Below are 18,187 nucleotides of genomic sequence, written 5' to 3'. Positions count from 1 at the left end.
GTAATAGTCCAAAAACATCAGAGGAGTTAAAGTCTCTTTTTCCCATAGTATCAAGGCTACTCTGGCTTCTAGTGTTCAGTCTTGGGAAAGATTAGCTGTGAAATGACAGGCTGAGTAACTCTACATTCATCTCAATAGTTATCAAAAAATAAATTTTGTGGGCAAAATTTGACAAGTGCGTTGATAATTGCGTCAAAGTATAAGGAGCAGGAAACATGAGTTTCTATCGTGGGCGGAAAGTTTTAGCAGTGTTGCTTATCTCAGTATTATTGCTGACAACAGCTTGTACACCTAAAACACCAGGACGTTTTGACCAAGTACAACAAGAAAGCAGTAAACAGAAAAAAGGTCAAGCAGTTGCAAAAACTGCGACTCAGGGAAGTGAATTTAACAAATTCTTCCCGAAATCTGGTGGTGGCTACGATCGCGTTTACGCTCAAGAGAAAAAAGGCTTTGCTGAAGCCAAACTGAAAAAGGCTGGTAAAGAAGTAGCAACGCTGTCGATTTCAGATACAACCAGCACCCCCGATGCAGCAGCAAAATTCTCTAAAAGCACCAAAAAGATTGCTGGATATCCATCTGTAGAACAAGGAAAAACCCAAAGTGCGATTTTGGTAGGGAAGTATCAAGTCAAAATTCAATCAAAGGCTACCACATTTACAGCGAGCGATCGCGCCGATTGGCTCAGTAAATTTAATCTTGATGGTTTAGCCAAACTCAAATAATTGGCACTCAAAATAATTAGATAACAAACTCGCAATCAGGAGATTTTTATGGGTAAACCGATTCAAGAATTAGTTGATCAACTACCAACCGGCGGCTTAACAATATCTATGTTAAAGGCTCTTGATTTTGTTGCTCCTGGTGAGTGGCAAAATACTGTAGGCTTTGTCAACACCATTAAAAGTGTTACTGGTGAAGATGACGAAGAGTTAATTCAACAAATTGGCGAACGAGCTATTTATCTGTATAACGATAGCTCTCAAGGCTACCAAACAGCTATGTGGCTTTATCAAACTGTTGATGGTACAGATAAAGTTCTGGGTGCAGCCGCTTTAGCTAACAAAGTTGGAGAATCAATTCCCCTTTTGGGTTTTCTCAATTCTGTGACTCCCAAACCAGATAAAGCACAAACGATTGATTTGTCCTTAAAAGTAGTAGCTGAATTGGTAGCTTTTTGCCAAATTAATGGCATTCCCGGAGACAGTATTGGTGATTTTGTTGGTGCTTTAGGTGAGTATAGCGGTGAATCGCTCATGCGATTAGTAGCATTAGTTTGTATTGATGGGTTGATACCTTTAGGCCCAGATTTCATCAATAAAGCGTTATCTTTACTTAACCAAACTAATCCCCAGGAACTAGAACAAAACACAACCTTTAAAGGCATTCAAGATGCAATTCCTGGCGGTAATGCTGCTAGTAAACTTAGCTTTATTGGTGAAAGTTTTGATTCTGTTAAAGGTTGGATGAGTGGCTTAGTTACTAGCAATGATTTAACTCCTCAAAAGGTTGTCCATAACTTGCAAAGTTTTATGGAATTTAGTGATGACAAGTTAGATTATTTAGCAGCTTTCTTAGATGTGTCTACCAATTATTACGAACATACAGGTACGCAAACTTTAGTTCGTCGTTTAATTGAACGTGCTGTTGCTGAAATTTAGTTAAATCCAAATATTAGTCATTAGTCATGGGTATCTACAAATGACTAATGACTAATGACAAACTTATAGGGCGATACGTTTCAGATAAGCTTTTTTGTCTTTTACTGTTCCCCGTTCTCTGTTCCCTGATCTCCACAAGAAAACTTTCTTAAATGAACTGTATTGACTTATAGGTTTAAATTTTCGGCGATCGCATCCAAGTAAGGCTGAAAAATTACTAAGTTTTCCAATTTTTCAAATTTACCTGTCACCGCATTCGGATCAAACGCTGTACTAATTATATAAAGTACATTCCCATCAAAAGCAGCATAACTAATATATTGCTCTTGCAATCCACCTTCAGATTTAGTACCTGTGAACCCGTAGCGAATTCCTGGGAGTTTACCAACTGATATATCTGCTAACGGATGAGTAGAAAAAATAATTTTATTGCCATTTCCTTTCTGGCGGTCTTTACTTAAAGCAGCATAATAGTCATTAGCCCAAGCTTTCAGCGCTGCGAGTACTTTGCTTTGGTTACTAGAATTTTTATAATCTAGTTTAGCGCCGAAGGGAATACCTGCATTGGCAAGATGCTTTTGAAAATTGGGATTTTTACTAATTTGAGAAACACTAATCTCGATTGTACCTAAAACTGCACCTTTGGCAGAGACACACAACAAAGATGTAGTTCCTGGACAAGGAGCCACTTGCCAATTGTTCGGAACTACAATGTTATTACCTAAAACTTTCGGCCAAAGATTTCCTGCTATTGCTTTAGAAGAATCTCCAGATTTAACTTGTGGGGAAGTTTTAGGCGCGGGTGTTACTTTCGTTCCTGAAAAGTAGGGAAGGATAAATTTTGCACCCAGTGGCATTAATAATAGTAAGACCGCAGCTATGAAAAGATGATAAACACGCAACATTTTTTCTGAAAATTTAGAGCCATAAATTGCCGATTCCGGCTACAGGCTACAACATTATTTGGTATTTATACAGGTAGACATATTTCAATGGCTGGAGATTTTGCCAAGTAAATTTTCCTACCTAAATTTATTCTAACTTTATATATACCTATATGTACGTAGCAGCGCCGCTTTAAAACTGTAAGCGCTACTACAATGAGTATTTTTGGTGAATATTTTTCCAATTATAATTGGTGAACCAGATCGAGTTGTAAGTATTATTGGAAGCGACGAGCGCCATTGCTACGATTTTGTTTGTGTCTTGCAACTGCTTTCCGCTTTTATTTTTCTAAGGGTGTTTCAAAGTGACGTTTTTTTCTCATGTCTTGGAAAATCCCAGCTTTAGAAACTTCCCGTTTGAATCTTCGCAAAGCTGAATCAATACCTTCATTCTCCCCCAAGACTACTCGCGTCATCCTCATTCCTCCTTATTATGGATGAATAGCAGAACCTAGAGAACAAATAAAATACTCCAGCAAAAACCAGCCCTTGGCTTTATCTGCTGGAGACTCTAGATGCTAAATTTTTATTTCAAAATTTTAGTAACGACCACCACGACCGCCGCCGCCGCCGCCACCGCCACGGTTATTATTGCCCCAGCCGCCGCCGCCGCCGCGAGAAGGACTTCTTTCTTCACGAGGTTTAGCTTTATTTACTTTCAAGTCACGACCCATCCATTCAGCACCATCTAGTGCTTCAATAGCGGCAGTTTCTTGTGCTTCTGTTTCCATCTCTACAAAGGCAAAACCACGAGGACGGCCGGTTTCTCGGTCAGTGGGTAACTGAACACGACTTACTTTTCCGTATTCGCTAAATGCCATTTTCAAGTCTTCCTCAGTGACTTGGTAAGACAAGTTTCCAACGTAAATTGACATATAATGTCTCCGAATTCAGGGAGTGTAGAGAGTTAAATTCGGAGAGACGCTTTTTCAAAATCAAAACGAGTTACTCAACCGAAAATAATCCTTATATGCCAAAGTATAGCACAACCTTCAAAGAATCAAAGTTATCAAGTAGTCAAAAAACTTTGTAGTTTGTAACTCTTGAATAAGGTATTTGAGTATTTGTACCTAACAAATATTTAGAAATATGTTTATAGACATTTATTAGATTAACTATTACATATAATTATGAATTATATGGTCAATCCTTCCAAGCTAATTTTAACTATATATGTATATAGTTCTAAACTTTTTTAAAAGAGTCTAACTCGGATAAGATCCTTTGCGCTTCTTGGCACAAAACTTGATGATAGTTACTATTACTGGCAAGTAATCCTCCCCACTGATTTATATCGCCAGTGTTATATTGCAGCGGACTGCCATCAAAATGAGTAAAATTACCCCCAGCTTCGGTTAAAATTAACTCTGGTGCAGCTATATCCCAATCTTTAGGCGCAGACTTACCAGACAGAGAAATATAGATGTCTGCTTTTTGTTCAAGAATAGTAGCAATTTTACAACCTACACTACCCACTGCTTTTTGATTTTTGCAAGGTAAGTTTTGGAGTAAATAGTTTAGCCTTTCATGGCGATGAGAACGACTGACAACTAAGGTTAAATCCTCGATAGGTTTTGCTGTTAAAAGTCTTACAGGCTCAGTTGCTTTTGGCGTTTCTTTAAATGTTCCATTATCTTTAGTCGCGTAGTAGATTGTTTCAAGTTCAGGTACAGCTACCACCGCTAAAATCGGGCGATGATCTTGAATTAAAGCAATGTGAATCGCATAGTCCCCGGTCTTATCAATAAAATCTCTGGTTCCATCTAAAGGATCAATTATCCATATTAACTGCGAGTTGCGTTGGTGGAGTTGTGATTGATAAGTTTCTTCACTGATATAAGCGAAATCTTCATCACCAAAAGCGGCTTGGAATCTCTGCAAAATATATTGACTAACTGTCACATCTGCAATCGTCACAGGTTCATTCTGTTTGTATTGCACTTGTAAATCAGTGTCTGGAAATTTGCCGTGGTAATAAGAGTGAAGTATATCTGCTGCTTTCCAGCTTACCTCACGGGCGATCGCTAATATTTCTGCTAAATCTTTCATTACTTTATTTCCATCCAGCGACGTGTACCGAAAAATTGACAGGAACTAGCGGCGACATTGGCGGCTTGTGCTAGGGCATTAGGGAAATTTTCACTTAATATATAGTGGCAGAAAGCGCCATGAAAAATATCTCCAGCCCCCAATGTATCAACTGCGGTAATTTGCGGTACGGTGATAGTACCACTTTGATCACGACTGAGATATGTAATTGGTTGATCACCGTGGGTAATGGCAATATGGAGAATACCAAAACTACTTAGGTAATCAACAACCTCTAACTCTGCATTACAGTTGGGAGGATAAAAATTTGCTGAACAAAGGGCATAATCAACAAAAGGCAAGATTTGTTCAAAGCCGGGTTTCCAGCTACCGCCATCAATGACTACCGGGATATTAGCGCTTTTTGCTGTTTGCGCGATCGCTTTGCCAACTTCTATCTGATGTCCATCAATTAATACAATATCAATATTTTGCCAAATATTCGCCGGGATAGATCCACTACTGGCTGGCGTTTTCGCTGCATTAATAGAAATTACCGCCCGTTCACCAGTGGCTTGGGTGACAATAATGGAAGATACCGGCGGTGGTGATGGCTGGTTAGGGTTGAGGTCGGCGATCGCTACTCGATAATTTTCTAAGTCGCTATAAATTAGTTGCGTCATGGGGTGAGAACCAACCACACCCAAAATAGTTGCTTGATTACTTAAATGGGCGAAAGTTACAGCCGCATTGGTAGCAGGGCCGCCTGCTGCTACAGTATAGTCAGCAGCTACTAACTTCTGATTATTTTGAGGAGCAGAATTAGCAAGATAAATTAAATCTAGGGTGACTAAACCGACAAATAATCCCCTGTAAGATTTTGGATTTTGGATTTTGGATTTGTCACCGATAATATCTATGCTCATCACGAATTACATTCAATCTCATGCAAACAGATCCACAACCAGGAACACTTTACGTTGTTGGTACACCCATTGGCAATCTAGAAGATATCACTTTTCGGGCGGTGCGAATTTTGCAGACAGTGGATTTGATTGCGGCGGAAGACACGCGTCATACGGGTAAACTGTTACAACATTTTCAAGTTAAAACACCCCAGTTAAGTTATCACGAACATAACCGCAATAGTCGCATTCCTGAAATATTAGAGCATTTAAGTCAGGGTAAAGCGATCGCTTTAGTTAGTGATGCAGGTATGCCGGGAATTTCTGATCCTGGATATGAATTGATTAAAGCTTGTATTGATGCCGGAATCAAAGTAGTCCCAATTCCCGGTGCAAGTGCAGCCATTACAGCTTTAAGTGCGGCAGGATTACCAACGGATAAGTTTGTCTTTGAAGGCTTTTTACCTGCCAAAACCCAACGCAGACGGGAACATTTAGAAACTTTGCAAACAGAAGCCCGCAGTTTAATTTTCTACGAATCGCCTCACCGTTTACCCGAAACTTTGCAAGACTTAGCAGAGGTTTTCGGTAGCGATCGCCACATTGTCATGGCACGGGAATTAACTAAATTATACGAAGAATTTTGGCGTGGCACAATCGCCGATGCGATCGCCCACTACCAACAACGGGAACCCCAAGGTGAATATACTTTAGTGGTTGCGGGAACTCCACTCAGTCAACCATTATTAACCGAGACAGAACTGAAAGCAGAATTGCAGCAGCTAATTAGTCAAGGAATATCGCGTTCTCAAGCCAGTCGTCAACTAGCTAAATTTACCTCACTTTCTCGCCGCCAAGTTTATCAATTAGCTCTATCTCTAGTTGTGAGTGATGAGTAAAATTTAGCTGCTAAAATTTCCAAAATTATTTTACGTATAATTACATAATCTCTATATATTTTTTTACCATTTTATATTGTTTTTTATTAATGGTTCAAATATAATTAACCCATACTAATTCCAGATTCAGCCACAAAGAGTCAAATAATTATGGGTAGGCTTTTCAGCAAATTTATCGGCTTAATTTTATTATTTATAGGGTTATATTTTTTTGGTCAAAACATTGTATTTGTTAGCGGTTACTATTCATTTTTCTATCGTAGTTTGCCTGCAACTGGTTCAGTTCTAGCAATTATGGCAGGTATATTTGCATTGATTTTCTTTCCTAGAGCAACTGGCAATTTTGGCTGGATATTGCTATGTCTTGGCATCGTGCTAGTTTTTTTAAGTGGTGGAGTTATTTTAAAACCAACTAGTTTGTGGAGTTTTTGTGTGGCATTTACTGCACTAGCCGCCGGATATAAGTTATTAAATCAGGGCAGAATTAACTTTTAAATCATGCCATATCTATTTTAGATTGGTATTAATTATTACATTGTTTTAAGAATAATAGTTATAAAAATTTTTAGTGCAAATTTCCGCAAAACTCTGCTGTAAACAGACAATAATTCATTTGCTAGTCATTGTATAAAATACTCAATTGCCATAGTAGATAGTATTTATCTTTTTTCTGCTTTATAGCAGTTTCTCCACTTAAGGAGACACCAAAACCCCATCATCTGTATCCCCCTCTGCACTTGCCCAAACTAAGATGTTTAACCGCAATTCAGAGGAGTTTGGCTAAGTTGGAGGCTACTATTACAATGGAAATTATTCATAAATGAGGCAATAGAATGACCCAAGTGCTTCTAGGCGAAAATGAAGGAATAGATTCAGCGCTACGTCGGTTTAAGCGCCAAGTATCTAAAGCTGGTATATTAGCTGACGTTAAATACCATCGACATTTTGAAACACCATTAGAAAAGCGCAAACGTAAGGCCGTAGCAGCCAGACGCAAGCGCCGTTTTAAATAAACCTATGTGGTTTGGTACTGGCGTTGCTTAAAGACGTAACTCTAAATCAGCAACAGCACTTTGCCATAATACTCACATGAAATTTAGTAAGATTTACCCAGATCTGGCATAGGTTTGGGTATATTGCTTTATTCATACTAAATAAGTTTATTCTGATAGATATTAAGAAGTTGTAATTACTCTGAAGCCATACTCACAAAAGTACTCACAATTGAGAATTAATGGTTAAGTTCAACAGTGCGGCTATTACAACGATTCATCGCCTTTTCGACTCCTTGTTTTAGGCTCATTTCTACACATTCAACGACAAATTGAAGTACAGCAGACATCAATTGAGTTTCAGTCGCAGAAAATCTTCCTAATACATGAGAGACAGTTTCTGAGTTATCAGTGTTAGCTGCATCTTTTGGTTTACCAATACCAATACGCAAACGGGGAAAATTTTGCGTGCTGAGATGAGCGATCGCACTTTTCATACCATTATGCCCACCCGCAGAACCAGATAAGCGCAGGCGAGTTTTTCCCAGAGGCAAATCCATATCATCATAGATGATCAACACAGACTCTGGCGGCAATTTATACCAACTTGTGACAGCTTGGATTGCTTGTCCTGAGCGATTCATGTAAGTTAACGGCTTCAACAAGCGAATTTTACTTCCAGCAAATGCTGTACCTTCGCCATATTCTCCCTGAAACTTGCGATTTTCCGCCAAGAAAATTTGCCAAGCACGAGCTAGAGCATCAACAGCCGCAAAGCCAATATTATGGCGTGTTTGTTCATACTTCGGCTCTGGATTCCCCAAACCAACAATCAGTTGGGGAATTACCAAAGCTGCTTGTGTTCCAACTTCTGTCATTTCACTTAAAATCAATCGATTCGCAGCACTATCTTAAGGTGTTAGAGGCGCTTATACTCAACACTCAGCAACTTTCCTAACTAGTTTGAGAAGAATTAGCCGTATCTTGTTGTGGTTGAGCAGGTTCGATTTGCTTGGGTTCGATTTCAGCAGTAGTTTTCACAGCTTGTTCGATTTGTTCGGCTTCTCGTTTAAACTCACTTTGAAATTCATTGGAAGCTTCTTGAAAACCGCGAATTGCTTTTCCAACACTACGACCAATCTCTGGCAATTTTTTCGGGCCGAAGACTAACAGTGCCACTATCATAATTAAAGCCATTTCTGGCAGACCAATACCAAATATATTCACGCGATCGCTCCTATAAGTATGCAGGCAGACGAAGTTAGGAGAGTGGGGATTTAAAATGAAATATTTCCCCATCATTACTATGGTTACTTGTTTCAGGCTAACCTTTCAAGGCCATAACTTACAAAAAAACCCGGACAAGCCGGGTGTAAGTTCGCTGAATACGCAAGCTTGATTGCTACGTTGTAAATTTAGCCGCCTAAGCTGCGCCAATCAACCAACACATCCTGAATTGTGATTGATCTATTGTAAAGTTGCAGAATAATTAGCAAAAACACGAAAAATAGCCCCATAAAAACGGCCATTACGGGGGTAGTTCCCCAGCCTGGAGCCACTTTACCATACTCAGAATTCAAAGGTCTCAGGATATCTCCCAACCTAGTCCGTTGTGCCATAGTTCACCTAAGATTAGTTGCCAAAGCTTTTTTTAATCTTCTGTAATATTCTATAAGAATAGCACTCATAATAAATCTATATTTTATGGAACCCGCAATAGTTCTTAGCATTTCTGTCGGCGCAATCCTTGTAGCCATTACAGCGTATGGAGTTTATACCTCATTTGGCCCACCAAGCAAGGAGTTGGGAGATCCCTTTGACGATCACGAAGATTAGAAGGTAGGAGGCAGGAGATAGGAGGCAGAAGGCAGTTTTGATGAAACTTATTTAATAACCAAGCATGGAAGAGTGACTAGTATATTTACTCAGCACTCAGTACTTTTATGCTAGGCGGTAGACTGTCTATCTACCTGCTTCGGCTATCGAAAAAGTTACTCTGATTGTTGTATCACTTTGACAGTGGTAATTTTCCAGGGTTGTACTATAAGTAACTGCTGACTGCCGGAAAATTCAGCAATATCTAAGGGGCGTTCTAATAAATCTACTGTTTCTCCGAGACATAGCCCTAAATCACTCTGTAACTGTAACTCGGCTGTTTCTCCCTGTGATTCGTAGCATCGCAAAATAAACTCTTGGGGATCGTTTTCTGTTGGTTTTAGTGCCATTAAGATTAACTTTTGAGAAGTTAAATTTAAGAAACTGATACGGTCAATAGTACTGAGTGTGAAGTGCTGAGTGTGGAGCGCTGAGTGCTGAGGAGAAAAGACTTGTAGGGGAATGTTCAATTCGTAGCCACGTTGTACAGTCTGGGCTGATTCCCAAGAATTTGCGTGGGGATACAAAGCGTATGTAAATTCGTGAAAGCCTCGATCGGCTTCTGGGTCTGGCCAGTTGGGACTGCGTAACAAAGATAGACGGAGTTGATTTGGTTGAGCGTCGTAGCCATATTTACAATCATTAATCAAACTGACTCCGTAAATACCGAGTTCTGTTTCTCCGGTTAAATCAGCCCACCGTAAGGCGGGTACTTCCCATTTGGCTTTTTCTGCGGGGGTTTGGGGTTTAGTGGGGCGATGAATAGCACCGCAGGGAATTTCATAAGTAGCGAAGTCTGCTTCGACATTCAAGGGAAAGGCGGCTTTAACAAATACTTGATTTTCTTGCCAATTTACGGTGGAAGCAATTTTTAGCAGAGATGAACCTGCTTGTAAAATATAATCTTGACAAAATTCCGATTCGCCTAGTTGACGCACCACACGTAAGCGATATTGCACTGGCCCTTGTTCTAGCAATTGAATAGATTTGAGGCTGGTGGCGGGTAAGGGGTGTTCTACATAATTCGGATCTATATTCCACGCATCCCAATATTGACCACTATCTTTAAAGGCTTGCAATTGATTTCCTGCACCACGTAATACTTCGCGTTGGTGAGTTTTATCAAAAACGCTGGATAAATCACCTGTATCTGGGTCAATAACTACCCGCAGAAATTGATTTTCGAGGACAAAATCAGGGGTGGGTGATGGTGAGTTGCTGGGGAGTTGGGATGCTGGAACTAGCCAAAATAAACGGTAGCCGACAGGGGGAATATCGGTGGCTAAAAATAGTAGTGTTGTTGGTTGAGTTAATTGAGATATGAGTTGATTGCCAGCGACATCATATATCTGCCATGCTGGGTTAGTTGTGGGTAAGGTGACAGCAACTGCCTCAGAACGCTGCCAATTGAGAGAATTAAAGACGAAAATCGGTAAACTATTTGGCTCTGGTGGTTCTGGTAAGGTAAAGTGAGATGCGATCGCTTGCATTGACTCTTCTAATATTCTTGTCCCCACTTGTTGGACTTGCTGCCACTCTGGCAAAGCATCGGTATAAACTTGAGTAATCGAAGAACCAGGTAAAATATCGTGAAATTGATTAAATAATACTTGTTTCCAAGCTTTTTCTATGTCTGCTTTGGGATAGGTTGCGCCACAAGTAATAGTTGCTAAAGTCGCAAAGAGTTCAGCTTGATAGAGTAAATTTTCACTATATCGATTCCACCGCTTTTGATCAGCATGAGTAGTGTAACAGCCGCGATGGAATTCCAGATATAGTTCATCATCCCAACTAGGAAAGTCTGCTTGATTAATTTGTTGTAAATACTTCTCGGCGGTTGTAAATTCTAATTCTGGGAAAACTGGGGAATGTTGCCAGCGTTGAGCAATTTCCAACATATCACGGGTAGGGCCGCCGCCGTGGTCGCCCACACCAGGAAGCCAGAGTGATGCTTGTAAATTTGTTTGGGCTTGCCATTCTAGAGTGTAAGCTGCCATTTTAATTGGGTCAATGCCTTCACCTACAGGTGCAGACATCAAACTAAATACTTGACTACCATCAGGCGATCGCCACCAAAAAGCCCCATAATCAAATTTAGTAGTATCATTCCACCGCAGTTTTTGAGTGACAAAATATTCCACACCTGCATTAGCAAAAAACTGCGGTAAAGTTGCACAAAAACCAAAGCTGTCAGGAACCCAAACTATGGTCGAAAGCTTGCCAAATTTTTCTTGATAATATCGCTGGCCATACAATAACTGACGGGCGATCGATTCACCACTAATCAAATTTAATTCTGGTTCAACCCACGTAGCGCCAATAATTTCCCAAGTTCCCGCCGCTACAGCTTGTTGGATGGCTGCAAATAAATCTGGGCGATGTTCTTCCACCCAAGCATAAAGGGCGGGCGTAGAATGACAAAAAATTAATTCGGGAAAGTCTTTTTGTAATTTTAGAACCGACTCAAAAGTATTTTGGGCTGCATTCCAGGTTTCATTCACAGGCCACAACCACGCTAAATCTAAATGGGCGTGACCTAACAAGCAAATTTTAGATTTTAGAGTTTGGATTTTAGATTGAAATAACTTTTGGCGTAAAGACAAAAGATATTTGTCCCACTCTTCCCTCTCTTTCTCCGCGAACTCTGTGCCTCTGCGGTTCGTTCTTTCTATCTCCGCCGCCAACCCATCCAACCGTTCCGGCGCAAACTTGTCCAAATACAACTGCGCCACCGCCAACTCATCAGCCACAAAACCAGGGTCAGGATGATGATAATCGGTAGACTCGTAGACTAAAAGCGATCGCATCAAAGCCCCATTATCATGTCCCGGACTGACCAAGCGCAAAGCTACGATAAACTCATCTCCAAAAGATACATTTTGACTCAACAATACTCTGGGGTAAAAATCAAACAAATCTCCTGTTTGGACTAATTCACTATTAACATAAACCTCAGCCGCATCAGCCCACCAAACCAAAGACAAGCGCAAAGACAAACCCGCCAAAGCATAACCCTGTAAATCTTGGGGAACTACTAGCTTTTGTACCAGCCATAAAACTTGTTTTCCCGCTGTCCAAGCGATATGTCCTTTAGCATTTAACTCTACAGGTTGCCAATCAGACCAATTAGATGTAACAACATCAGTAATACTCTGGTCACATTCCTGGTATAGCCAAGTAGACTGAACATTAACTTGACAACAAGAGCGTAATTGCTCAATAGTCTCGGAGATTAAATTTGTCTGAGATTGAGATACAGGAGGGGTCATATTTTCGCTAAGATGATGGCACTTACGATGATTAACAGTTTGTCGTTATCTATTTTTTGGCGGGAGTCTCACAACTAAAACTAAACAAAACTCGAACTCATAAATCATTACCATGTCATCTGGTTCTTCTGGGCGTTATCAAAGCAGACTCTTTAACTTTGTCCACCAGCAATCTCGGCGGTTGACAGAACGATGGGAACAATCCTTTCGACAAGTGCAAGTTGCTACTAAATGGGGTGTAGAAGCATTACTTTACCCGTTGTATCTACTATTACAGTCAACCGAGTCCAAGGTGAAAACGCTGTATACCAAAGAACCACAAACTAAGCTAAAGTTACAACCAAATTATAGCGATCGCCCACTTGAAACTCCCCCAACTGCTGATACGCCTATACAGCGTGTCTTAGAAGTAATCCAAAAGCTTCCATCTACGGAAATATCTGTCACTTCTCCAAAAACGCCACCAAGTTTTCAACTCTTGGCAACATGGTGGCAGAAATTGTTTCCACATAGTAAAACAAATAACTCCGATCTGTCTCAATCCTTAACGATTTCAGACAATTCCCCCAGCCATCTCACCTCGCCTCAGCTAAAGAATGTTCTCCAACGTTATTTGCCAGAAGTACAAGGAATTGCTACAACTCTGGAAAATCGTAACTTAGTGTTAGTGACTGCTAATAATCAAATTCTCGATATTTTGACACCTCAACAACAAACAAAATTATTAGACAGAATTATTAGTGAAGTTGCTAGTTACTGGCAGTATCAACAATTAACTATATCTGAGAAACAGCCGGAATTATTACCAGAAATTCATCGTTTATTAGCCAAGTTAACAGGTGAGCATACAAGCAATATTTCATTAGCAGCGACAGGAATCAGCCCAGAGTTAATCAATTCTGGCAGAATCTTAGAAATTTTGGATACTATTTTTGCTAAATTAGAAGAAAAATCTTTATTTCCAGTTCAACAAAATAGCCAAGAGATTATTAACATAACTCGTACAAAATTTAATGTATTTCTTTATGGAAAAGACGAGTTAGTTACTCCAGCAGAGATTACTGTTACATCAGATAGTTTAGAAACACAAACGCTGAATTTTCAAACTTTAATTGAGGCAGCCATCAATTATTTTTTTGGTGTTGCTAAAGGTAAAAAACTTGATTCAGATAATACTCTTAGCTACACCCAAGAAAAATTATTGCCTTCTAAAAATTATCAGGTTCGATCTAAAAAACGTCAATTACACAATCAAAATAAAGTCATAGATCCTTGGTTAAGTTGGGGCGATTTATTTGGTAATTCTGAGCTAGATACTGAGCAAACAGCAAACCCAACACCAAAGATAAATCCTCCCCTATCTCCTAGTACATCAGTCAGGTTATCTCCACAAACAAAATTGACTGTATCACAAGCAAAAACTGGCTCTGGTTTAGTCAGACGGAAAAAGCCTAATCACCACCTTACGTCAAGCACAAAAGTATCTGGAAAAGTTGAGTATGTTAAACCAACTGAAACTAGTATTTCTCAGAATGAAAGTAAGGTAAGAGAAATTATCCAACATCAAAGCCATAATCATCAAGTTGAAATTCAGCCAGACTGGATAGAAATTAAAGCCACTTCCATTGAATATGAACAACACTTATTAGAGAAAATTCTAAAGTTGCTTGATCGAATTATGCTTGGTTTAGAAAAAATATTGGGAAAAGGTGTTAAGTTTTTACAAAAGATGTGGCGAGGTAAATAATAAATTAAGCAGCAGAATAGAAAATCATTAATAACCATTGACCTTTGAAATTTAATTATTGTGAAAATTATCGTTTACTGTAAATACTTCAATTTCAAAAATCCACTAGATAAACCAAAAATTGAAACATTTGTAGTCAATTTGCCCCAAATACCCCAGGTAGGTGAAACAATTGTAGTTGAGAGAATTTCGCCTCAAAAACAGTTTGTCATTATTTTTGAGTACATTGTGACAGCCGTACAGTTGAATGCGTCTAAAGAATCTACTGATGTAGCAGATGCTCAAGTAAACGCGTGTTTAAACCACTGCTGGGAGGGTACATCAAATTTTAAAATTACAAATTTTTTAGAAAAATGATTATTATCAATGAACGCTTAAGTTTTGTCTATTGACTGTTTTGCTGTAGTTAGACTCATAGCGATCGCTCTTTGATTGCTATTATGTCAATTGAAACGCTTGAAGCATGAGTTTATTTAACTGCTGAATTTGGTTCGCTCCCAATTTACCTATGCGTCTGGTAATTAATCTACGCTCAATTGTAACCACTCTAGTTACTCTTACTTTAGAAATAACTTTTAATCCAGTTGCTGTGAATTCTGTATCTGATGGATCTAAAACAAATTCTTCAGGTATTAAATTAGTGGCATTGCTTTTACTATTTTACATAGTAGTCTAATCAAAATTAGCCGTTTAAAGCATCCTCCACAGAAATTTAGAAATATAAACCTTGATTTTTGAGATAATAGTTGCTTGTCAACACATTTTTTTGAGTAATATTTAACTTTGTCTGCTAGAGATGCCTTTCATGAAGTTGTCAAAACTGCTCTCAAAAAAGATGGCTGGCTAATTACACATGACCCCTACCCGTTGCAAGCAGGTACATTTGACTTAGCTATTGACCTTGGTGCAAAAAAAGTAATTGCAGCCGAGAGAGAAGGATGGAAAATCGCTATAGAAATCAAAAGCTTTCTTGGCCCATCAAAAATTTCCGAGTTTTACGGAGCTTTAGGGCAATTTATAGCATATAGGTCTGCCTTAAATTCTCAAGATCCACAACGAGTTTTGTATTTAGCTGTGTCCAGCGATATTTACGAGCGATTTTTTGCAACCTCGTTTATTCAAGCACTTGTAGTGCAGAATCAACTTCTTTTATTGATCTACGATATTGATAGGGAGGTAATTGAACGATGGCTACCGTCGATGAATATAAACAACATATAAAGAATTTGCTAAACAAACACGCTAAACTTGTGTGGGATGAACGCATCCAAGCTCAAACTATTTTTGATATCGAACATGACCACTACCAACTAGTTTATGTTGGTTGGCGCAATTCTAAGCGGGTATATGGTACAGTCCTTCACCTCGATATCATCAATGGCAAAATATGGGTTCAGCAGGATGGTACAGAAGTAGGTATTGCAAATGAATTAGTAGAATTGGGTGTTCCCAAGCAAGATATTGTTTTAGGTTTTGATCCGCCAAAAATGCGACATTACACTGACTTTGCTGTGGGATAAAATGTGTTATTAAATAACTTTTAATTAAAATGCTAGATGAGCAATCGCTTTTCTCTTTCTTTTATCATTTTACATATTAACCTAGCATATTATCAAACAACCATTTGATTAGGTTATCCTCACCAATTAACAGAATCATTGTGAAGAGATCAGTTAGCTACCACTAATATACAAGTTGAATGCATAGGTCTTTCAAAAACTAATTTGTAGTATCACTATTAGAAGGATAATCTATATCTATTTTATAAAGACACTTGGCTCTAATTTTATTTATCTGGCTAGATTCAGCTAATTTACGAATAGCTTGTTCTAAATTTTTGGGTGCAGGTTGATACCCGGAATTAAGAATCCATTCAACCATTCGCAATAAATCAGGATGATCTTTTTTAAGCCATTGACAATATTCATCAGAAGTAAGACTTCTTAAGAACTCAATATCTTGTTGTAGTCTAGGTGATCTTGAAAATGAATCAGGATTAATTATATTTTTCAAGACTGTAGTAATGTCTAATGTTTGGTGATATTCCTTGATTTTATCGTTCAAAGATGATTGTAAATCAGGATATTTAAGTAATTTTAGAAAAAAATTACTTAAATTTTCATAAAAATTATGTTCAAAAATTTCCGTTAATATTTTTTCCAATAAAGGTTTTTCATATTCAGAAATATCAAGTCCTAAAATTGATGCAAATCTTTCAATTCTTTCAAATTCTTCAAGGCTCAATTGAAGATAATTTTCTTTGAGAAAAGTAACAATTCCATTAATGATATCTTGCTCATTATCTGCAAATGAGTTGTAGTAACTGTTCTTGTAATATATTTTTTGCAAATCATTCAATTTTTCAATAATTTGATTTCTTTTTTCTCTTTGATTGAGAATATGACCTTTTTCCCTAAATTTTGATTCAGTGGAATCTGATGATGGAGTATTAACTAATTTACTTATTAATTCATCTAGTTGTTCTAGATATCTATAACCCATTTCTTCTATTTTTTGCAGAAATTCTAATTTCTTTATAGTAGTTTTCTGATCTTCATCTTGATATTTTGTTTGATATTGTTGAAGTTGTTGATAGTTGTAGGCTCGTGATAATATTATAGTGTCAATAGGATCTATACCATCAAAAGATAAGCGTTTACAAAAATCTGTATCGAGTTTTGCCACAGTAATAACAATACTATTTATTAAAACTTGATGACGTAAACTATCTTCCCAATCCTGTATGAAGTGAATAAGTTCATCAATAAGCCATTTAGTTTTGCGTATAACTCGAATATTATTTGTACCCGTCTTTATAAAAACATTTTTAATTATCTCTGCATTAAGATGATCTTTAAATATGAAATCTAAGTTTTCTTTTACTGTTGGTGCAAATTTCAATTCTCTATCAATTACTTTCTCTCGATAATCATTTAAGGCTTTTTTATCTGTTTCTACTAGATTATCTTCATTATAAATAATAATAAGTTTGCATTTGCGTTCTTGCACTAGATATTCAACAAACCCAAGTATCTCTTCTAGCGTTAGTTGGGATTTTCTTTCAAGGTCATCAATACATATAATCGAATTTTCTTTAACGTTTAAATTAAAAAGTATCTCAAGTGCTAAATCACCAGCAATAGAAATTAACGATCCTGCTATTGGGATAGAGGAATTTTCTGAAAATGATAAGTCCATTTTTGGAGTTTTCTCTAATCTTTCCAAAGTACGCTTGAACCATTCAAAGATATTAAATAGAGATTTATTGGTAGAATTAACAACTAACTCAGTTTTTCTTTGAGAAGATTGATTATCAAACTTTAGATTATTTTTGTAATTAGCTATTAACCTTGACTTTAATTGTTCAATTGAAGAAATACCAAAAACAGAAGCATACAAATAATAGCTTTCTGTATGTTTATTTAAAAATGTTTGAACTAAATAGGTTTTTCCAATACCCCATTTTCCGTTAATAGCTAAAACTCTATAATCTTTGTTATCCAAGAATCTCTTGAGAATACTTTCAGCTTCTTCTCTATTAACGCCAACATTTTCTTCTTCTGTGCTTTCAGCCATAACTTTTATTCACTTTTAATGACTACAGTGTAATTGGCGCTAGATATTTAAGTTAGCCTAATATTGCTATTTATTAGACCTCTTGCAAAAGTCAGTTAAGCAGATTCAGTTTTAGGGAGACGAAGCTCATAGTTGTACAAACCAGCGATGAGATTAAATCTCAAACTAAATCTTTTTCTCCGATTGCGATAACGGTCAGACAAGATTTTAAATATCTTTAGTTTCCGATTAATATGCTCACCGACAACTCGAACTTTGGCTAAGTCTCGATTACTCTTTTTATCTTCGCAA

Annotated in this window: 19 protein-coding genes and 1 pseudogene; 9 read left to right on the top strand and 11 right to left on the bottom strand. The window is 37.9% G+C overall.

Translation table 11 applies throughout. The features are described 5' to 3' along the window. Positions 1-215 precede the first annotated feature (215 nt). The gene (locus tag IQ244_RS10850; protein ID WP_193893447.1) at positions 216-725 is read left to right on the top strand and encodes a hypothetical protein; all 510 of its coding nucleotides are present in this window, start codon (positions 216-218) and stop codon (positions 723-725) included. A 48-nt stretch (positions 726-773) separates the two neighbouring features. After that, positions 774-1,661: a hypothetical protein gene (locus IQ244_RS10845; RefSeq protein WP_193893445.1), complete on the top strand. Its 888-nt coding sequence runs from the start codon at positions 774-776 to the stop codon at positions 1,659-1,661. A 167-nt stretch (positions 1,662-1,828) separates the two neighbouring features. Here the strand turns inward: IQ244_RS10845 and IQ244_RS10840 are convergent, their stop codons facing one another. From IQ244_RS10840 to IQ244_RS10820, 5 genes are all read right to left on the bottom strand, one after another. Next, complete coding sequence (locus tag IQ244_RS10840) at positions 1,829-2,566, bottom strand: hypothetical protein (RefSeq protein ID WP_193893443.1); 738 nt, start codon at positions 2,564-2,566, stop codon at positions 1,829-1,831. Positions 2,567-2,886: 320 nt separating this feature from the next. After that, positions 2,887-3,021 carry a 30S ribosomal protein S21 gene (gene rpsU / locus IQ244_RS10835; protein WP_193893440.1) on the bottom strand — a complete coding sequence of 45 codons (135 nt, stop codon included), beginning with the start codon at positions 3,019-3,021 and terminating at the stop codon, positions 2,887-2,889. A gap of 123 nt (positions 3,022-3,144) precedes the next feature. Further along, positions 3,145-3,480, bottom strand: coding sequence for an RNA recognition motif domain-containing protein (locus IQ244_RS10830; protein ID WP_193893437.1), 336 nt, complete (start codon positions 3,478-3,480; stop codon positions 3,145-3,147). A gap of 310 nt (positions 3,481-3,790) precedes the next feature. Continuing rightward, positions 3,791-4,654: a 3'(2'),5'-bisphosphate nucleotidase CysQ family protein gene (locus tag IQ244_RS10825; RefSeq protein WP_193893434.1), complete on the bottom strand. Its 864-nt coding sequence runs from the start codon at positions 4,652-4,654 to the stop codon at positions 3,791-3,793. Beyond that, positions 4,654-5,559 (bottom strand): sugar kinase, encoded by a 906-nt coding sequence (locus IQ244_RS10820; protein WP_193893431.1) that lies wholly within the window; start codon positions 5,557-5,559, stop codon positions 4,654-4,656. Before IQ244_RS10820 ends, IQ244_RS10825 begins: the two co-directional genes overlap by 1 nt. Positions 5,560-5,579: 20 nt before the next feature. Between IQ244_RS10820 and rsmI the strand changes: the two genes are divergently transcribed. From rsmI to rpsU (IQ244_RS10805), 3 genes are all read left to right on the top strand, one after another. After that, the gene (gene rsmI, locus IQ244_RS10815; RefSeq protein WP_193893428.1) at positions 5,580-6,437 is read left to right on the top strand and encodes a 16S rRNA (cytidine(1402)-2'-O)-methyltransferase; all 858 of its coding nucleotides are present in this window, start codon (positions 5,580-5,582) and stop codon (positions 6,435-6,437) included. A gap of 150 nt (positions 6,438-6,587) precedes the next feature. Next, positions 6,588-6,932: a hypothetical protein gene (locus IQ244_RS10810; protein ID WP_193893425.1), complete on the top strand. Its 345-nt coding sequence runs from the start codon at positions 6,588-6,590 to the stop codon at positions 6,930-6,932. 338 nt (positions 6,933-7,270) lie between these two features. Beyond that, positions 7,271-7,450: a 30S ribosomal protein S21 gene (gene rpsU / locus IQ244_RS10805; RefSeq protein WP_086686558.1), complete on the top strand. Its 180-nt coding sequence runs from the start codon at positions 7,271-7,273 to the stop codon at positions 7,448-7,450. 218 nt (positions 7,451-7,668) lie between these two features. Here rpsU (IQ244_RS10805) and pth read toward each other — a convergent pair whose 3' ends face one another. The 3 genes from pth to psbH form a co-directional block, all read right to left on the bottom strand. Continuing rightward, the gene (gene pth / locus IQ244_RS10800; protein ID WP_193893422.1) at positions 7,669-8,307 is read right to left on the bottom strand and encodes an aminoacyl-tRNA hydrolase; all 639 of its coding nucleotides are present in this window, start codon (positions 8,305-8,307) and stop codon (positions 7,669-7,671) included. A gap of 76 nt (positions 8,308-8,383) precedes the next feature. Continuing rightward, on the bottom strand, positions 8,384-8,656 hold the full coding sequence (locus tag IQ244_RS10795; protein ID WP_193893641.1) for a TatA/E family twin arginine-targeting protein translocase: 273 nt from the start codon (positions 8,654-8,656) through the stop codon (positions 8,384-8,386). A gap of 188 nt (positions 8,657-8,844) precedes the next feature. Next, complete coding sequence (gene psbH, locus IQ244_RS10790; RefSeq protein ID WP_190706689.1) at positions 8,845-9,048, bottom strand: photosystem II reaction center phosphoprotein PsbH; 204 nt, start codon at positions 9,046-9,048, stop codon at positions 8,845-8,847. Positions 9,049-9,133: 85 nt separating this feature from the next. On the opposite strand from psbH, the gene psbN reads away from it, so the two are divergent. After that, a complete protein-coding gene (gene psbN, locus IQ244_RS10785) occupies positions 9,134-9,265 on the top strand; it encodes a photosystem II reaction center protein PsbN (RefSeq protein WP_193893419.1) in 132 nt (43 codons plus the stop codon). A gap of 155 nt (positions 9,266-9,420) precedes the next feature. Here the strand turns inward: psbN and IQ244_RS10780 are convergent, their stop codons facing one another. Next, positions 9,421-12,573: an alpha-mannosidase gene (locus IQ244_RS10780; protein WP_193893416.1), complete on the bottom strand. Its 3,153-nt coding sequence runs from the start codon at positions 12,571-12,573 to the stop codon at positions 9,421-9,423. A 112-nt stretch (positions 12,574-12,685) separates the two neighbouring features. On the opposite strand from IQ244_RS10780, the gene IQ244_RS10775 reads away from it, so the two are divergent. From IQ244_RS10775 to IQ244_RS10765, 3 genes are all read left to right on the top strand, one after another. After that, entirely contained in the window at positions 12,686-14,320 is a 1,635-nt protein-coding gene (locus tag IQ244_RS10775) for a hypothetical protein (protein WP_193893414.1), read from the top strand. Positions 14,321-15,103: 783 nt separating this feature from the next. Next, complete coding sequence (locus IQ244_RS10770) at positions 15,104-15,541, top strand: element excision factor XisH family protein (protein ID WP_193893412.1); 438 nt, start codon at positions 15,104-15,106, stop codon at positions 15,539-15,541. After that, positions 15,508-15,840, top strand: coding sequence for a XisI protein (locus IQ244_RS10765; RefSeq protein ID WP_193893410.1), 333 nt, complete (start codon positions 15,508-15,510; stop codon positions 15,838-15,840). The genes IQ244_RS10770 and IQ244_RS10765 overlap by 34 nt, the downstream gene beginning before the upstream one ends. A gap of 199 nt (positions 15,841-16,039) precedes the next feature. Here IQ244_RS10765 and IQ244_RS10760 read toward each other — a convergent pair whose 3' ends face one another. Continuing rightward, the gene (locus IQ244_RS10760; protein WP_193893408.1) at positions 16,040-17,896 is read right to left on the bottom strand and encodes a P-loop NTPase fold protein; all 1,857 of its coding nucleotides are present in this window, start codon (positions 17,894-17,896) and stop codon (positions 16,040-16,042) included. Positions 17,897-17,991: 95 nt separating this feature from the next. Next, positions 17,992-18,187 (bottom strand): annotated as a pseudogene (locus tag IQ244_RS10755) (IS5/IS1182 family transposase); the annotation flags it as partial.

This window comes from Nostoc sp. LEGE 06077 (assembly GCF_015207705.1).
In the GTDB taxonomy this organism is placed as follows: Bacteria; Cyanobacteriota; Cyanobacteriia; order Cyanobacteriales; family Nostocaceae; genus Nostoc_B.
The sequence above is the reverse complement of the archived record's forward strand: the minus strand, read 5'-3'. Positions and strand labels throughout refer to the sequence as shown.

Coding starts and splice junctions, on each gene's coding strand:
- IQ244_RS10850 (WP_193893447.1), top strand. CDS start 216: ATGAGTTTCTATCGTGGGCGGAAAGTTTTAGCAGTGTTGCTTATCTCA.
- IQ244_RS10845 (WP_193893445.1), top strand. CDS start 774: ATGGGTAAACCGATTCAAGAATTAGTTGATCAACTACCAACCGGCGGC.
- IQ244_RS10840 (WP_193893443.1), bottom strand. CDS start 2,566: ATGTTGCGTGTTTATCATCTTTTCATAGCTGCGGTCTTACTATTATTA.
- rpsU (WP_193893440.1), bottom strand. CDS start 3,021: ATGACGCGAGTAGTCTTGGGGGAGAATGAAGGTATTGATTCAGCTTTG.
- IQ244_RS10830 (WP_193893437.1), bottom strand. CDS start 3,480: ATGTCAATTTACGTTGGAAACTTGTCTTACCAAGTCACTGAGGAAGAC.
- IQ244_RS10825 (WP_193893434.1), bottom strand. CDS start 4,654: ATGAAAGATTTAGCAGAAATATTAGCGATCGCCCGTGAGGTAAGCTGG.
- IQ244_RS10820 (WP_193893431.1), bottom strand. CDS start 5,559: ATGAGCATAGATATTATCGGTGACAAATCCAAAATCCAAAATCCAAAA.
- rsmI (WP_193893428.1), top strand. CDS start 5,580: ATGCAAACAGATCCACAACCAGGAACACTTTACGTTGTTGGTACACCC.
- IQ244_RS10810 (WP_193893425.1), top strand. CDS start 6,588: ATGGGTAGGCTTTTCAGCAAATTTATCGGCTTAATTTTATTATTTATA.
- rpsU (WP_086686558.1), top strand. CDS start 7,271: ATGACCCAAGTGCTTCTAGGCGAAAATGAAGGAATAGATTCAGCGCTA.
- pth (WP_193893422.1), bottom strand. CDS start 8,307: ATGACAGAAGTTGGAACACAAGCAGCTTTGGTAATTCCCCAACTGATT.
- psbH (WP_190706689.1), bottom strand. CDS start 9,048: ATGGCACAACGGACTAGGTTGGGAGATATCCTGAGACCTTTGAATTCT.
- psbN (WP_193893419.1), top strand. CDS start 9,134: ATGGAACCCGCAATAGTTCTTAGCATTTCTGTCGGCGCAATCCTTGTA.
- IQ244_RS10780 (WP_193893416.1), bottom strand. CDS start 12,573: ATGACCCCTCCTGTATCTCAATCTCAGACAAATTTAATCTCCGAGACT.
- IQ244_RS10775 (WP_193893414.1), top strand. CDS start 12,686: ATGTCATCTGGTTCTTCTGGGCGTTATCAAAGCAGACTCTTTAACTTT.
- IQ244_RS10765 (WP_193893410.1), top strand. CDS start 15,508: ATGGCTACCGTCGATGAATATAAACAACATATAAAGAATTTGCTAAAC.
- IQ244_RS10760 (WP_193893408.1), bottom strand. CDS start 17,896: ATGGCTGAAAGCACAGAAGAAGAAAATGTTGGCGTTAATAGAGAAGAA.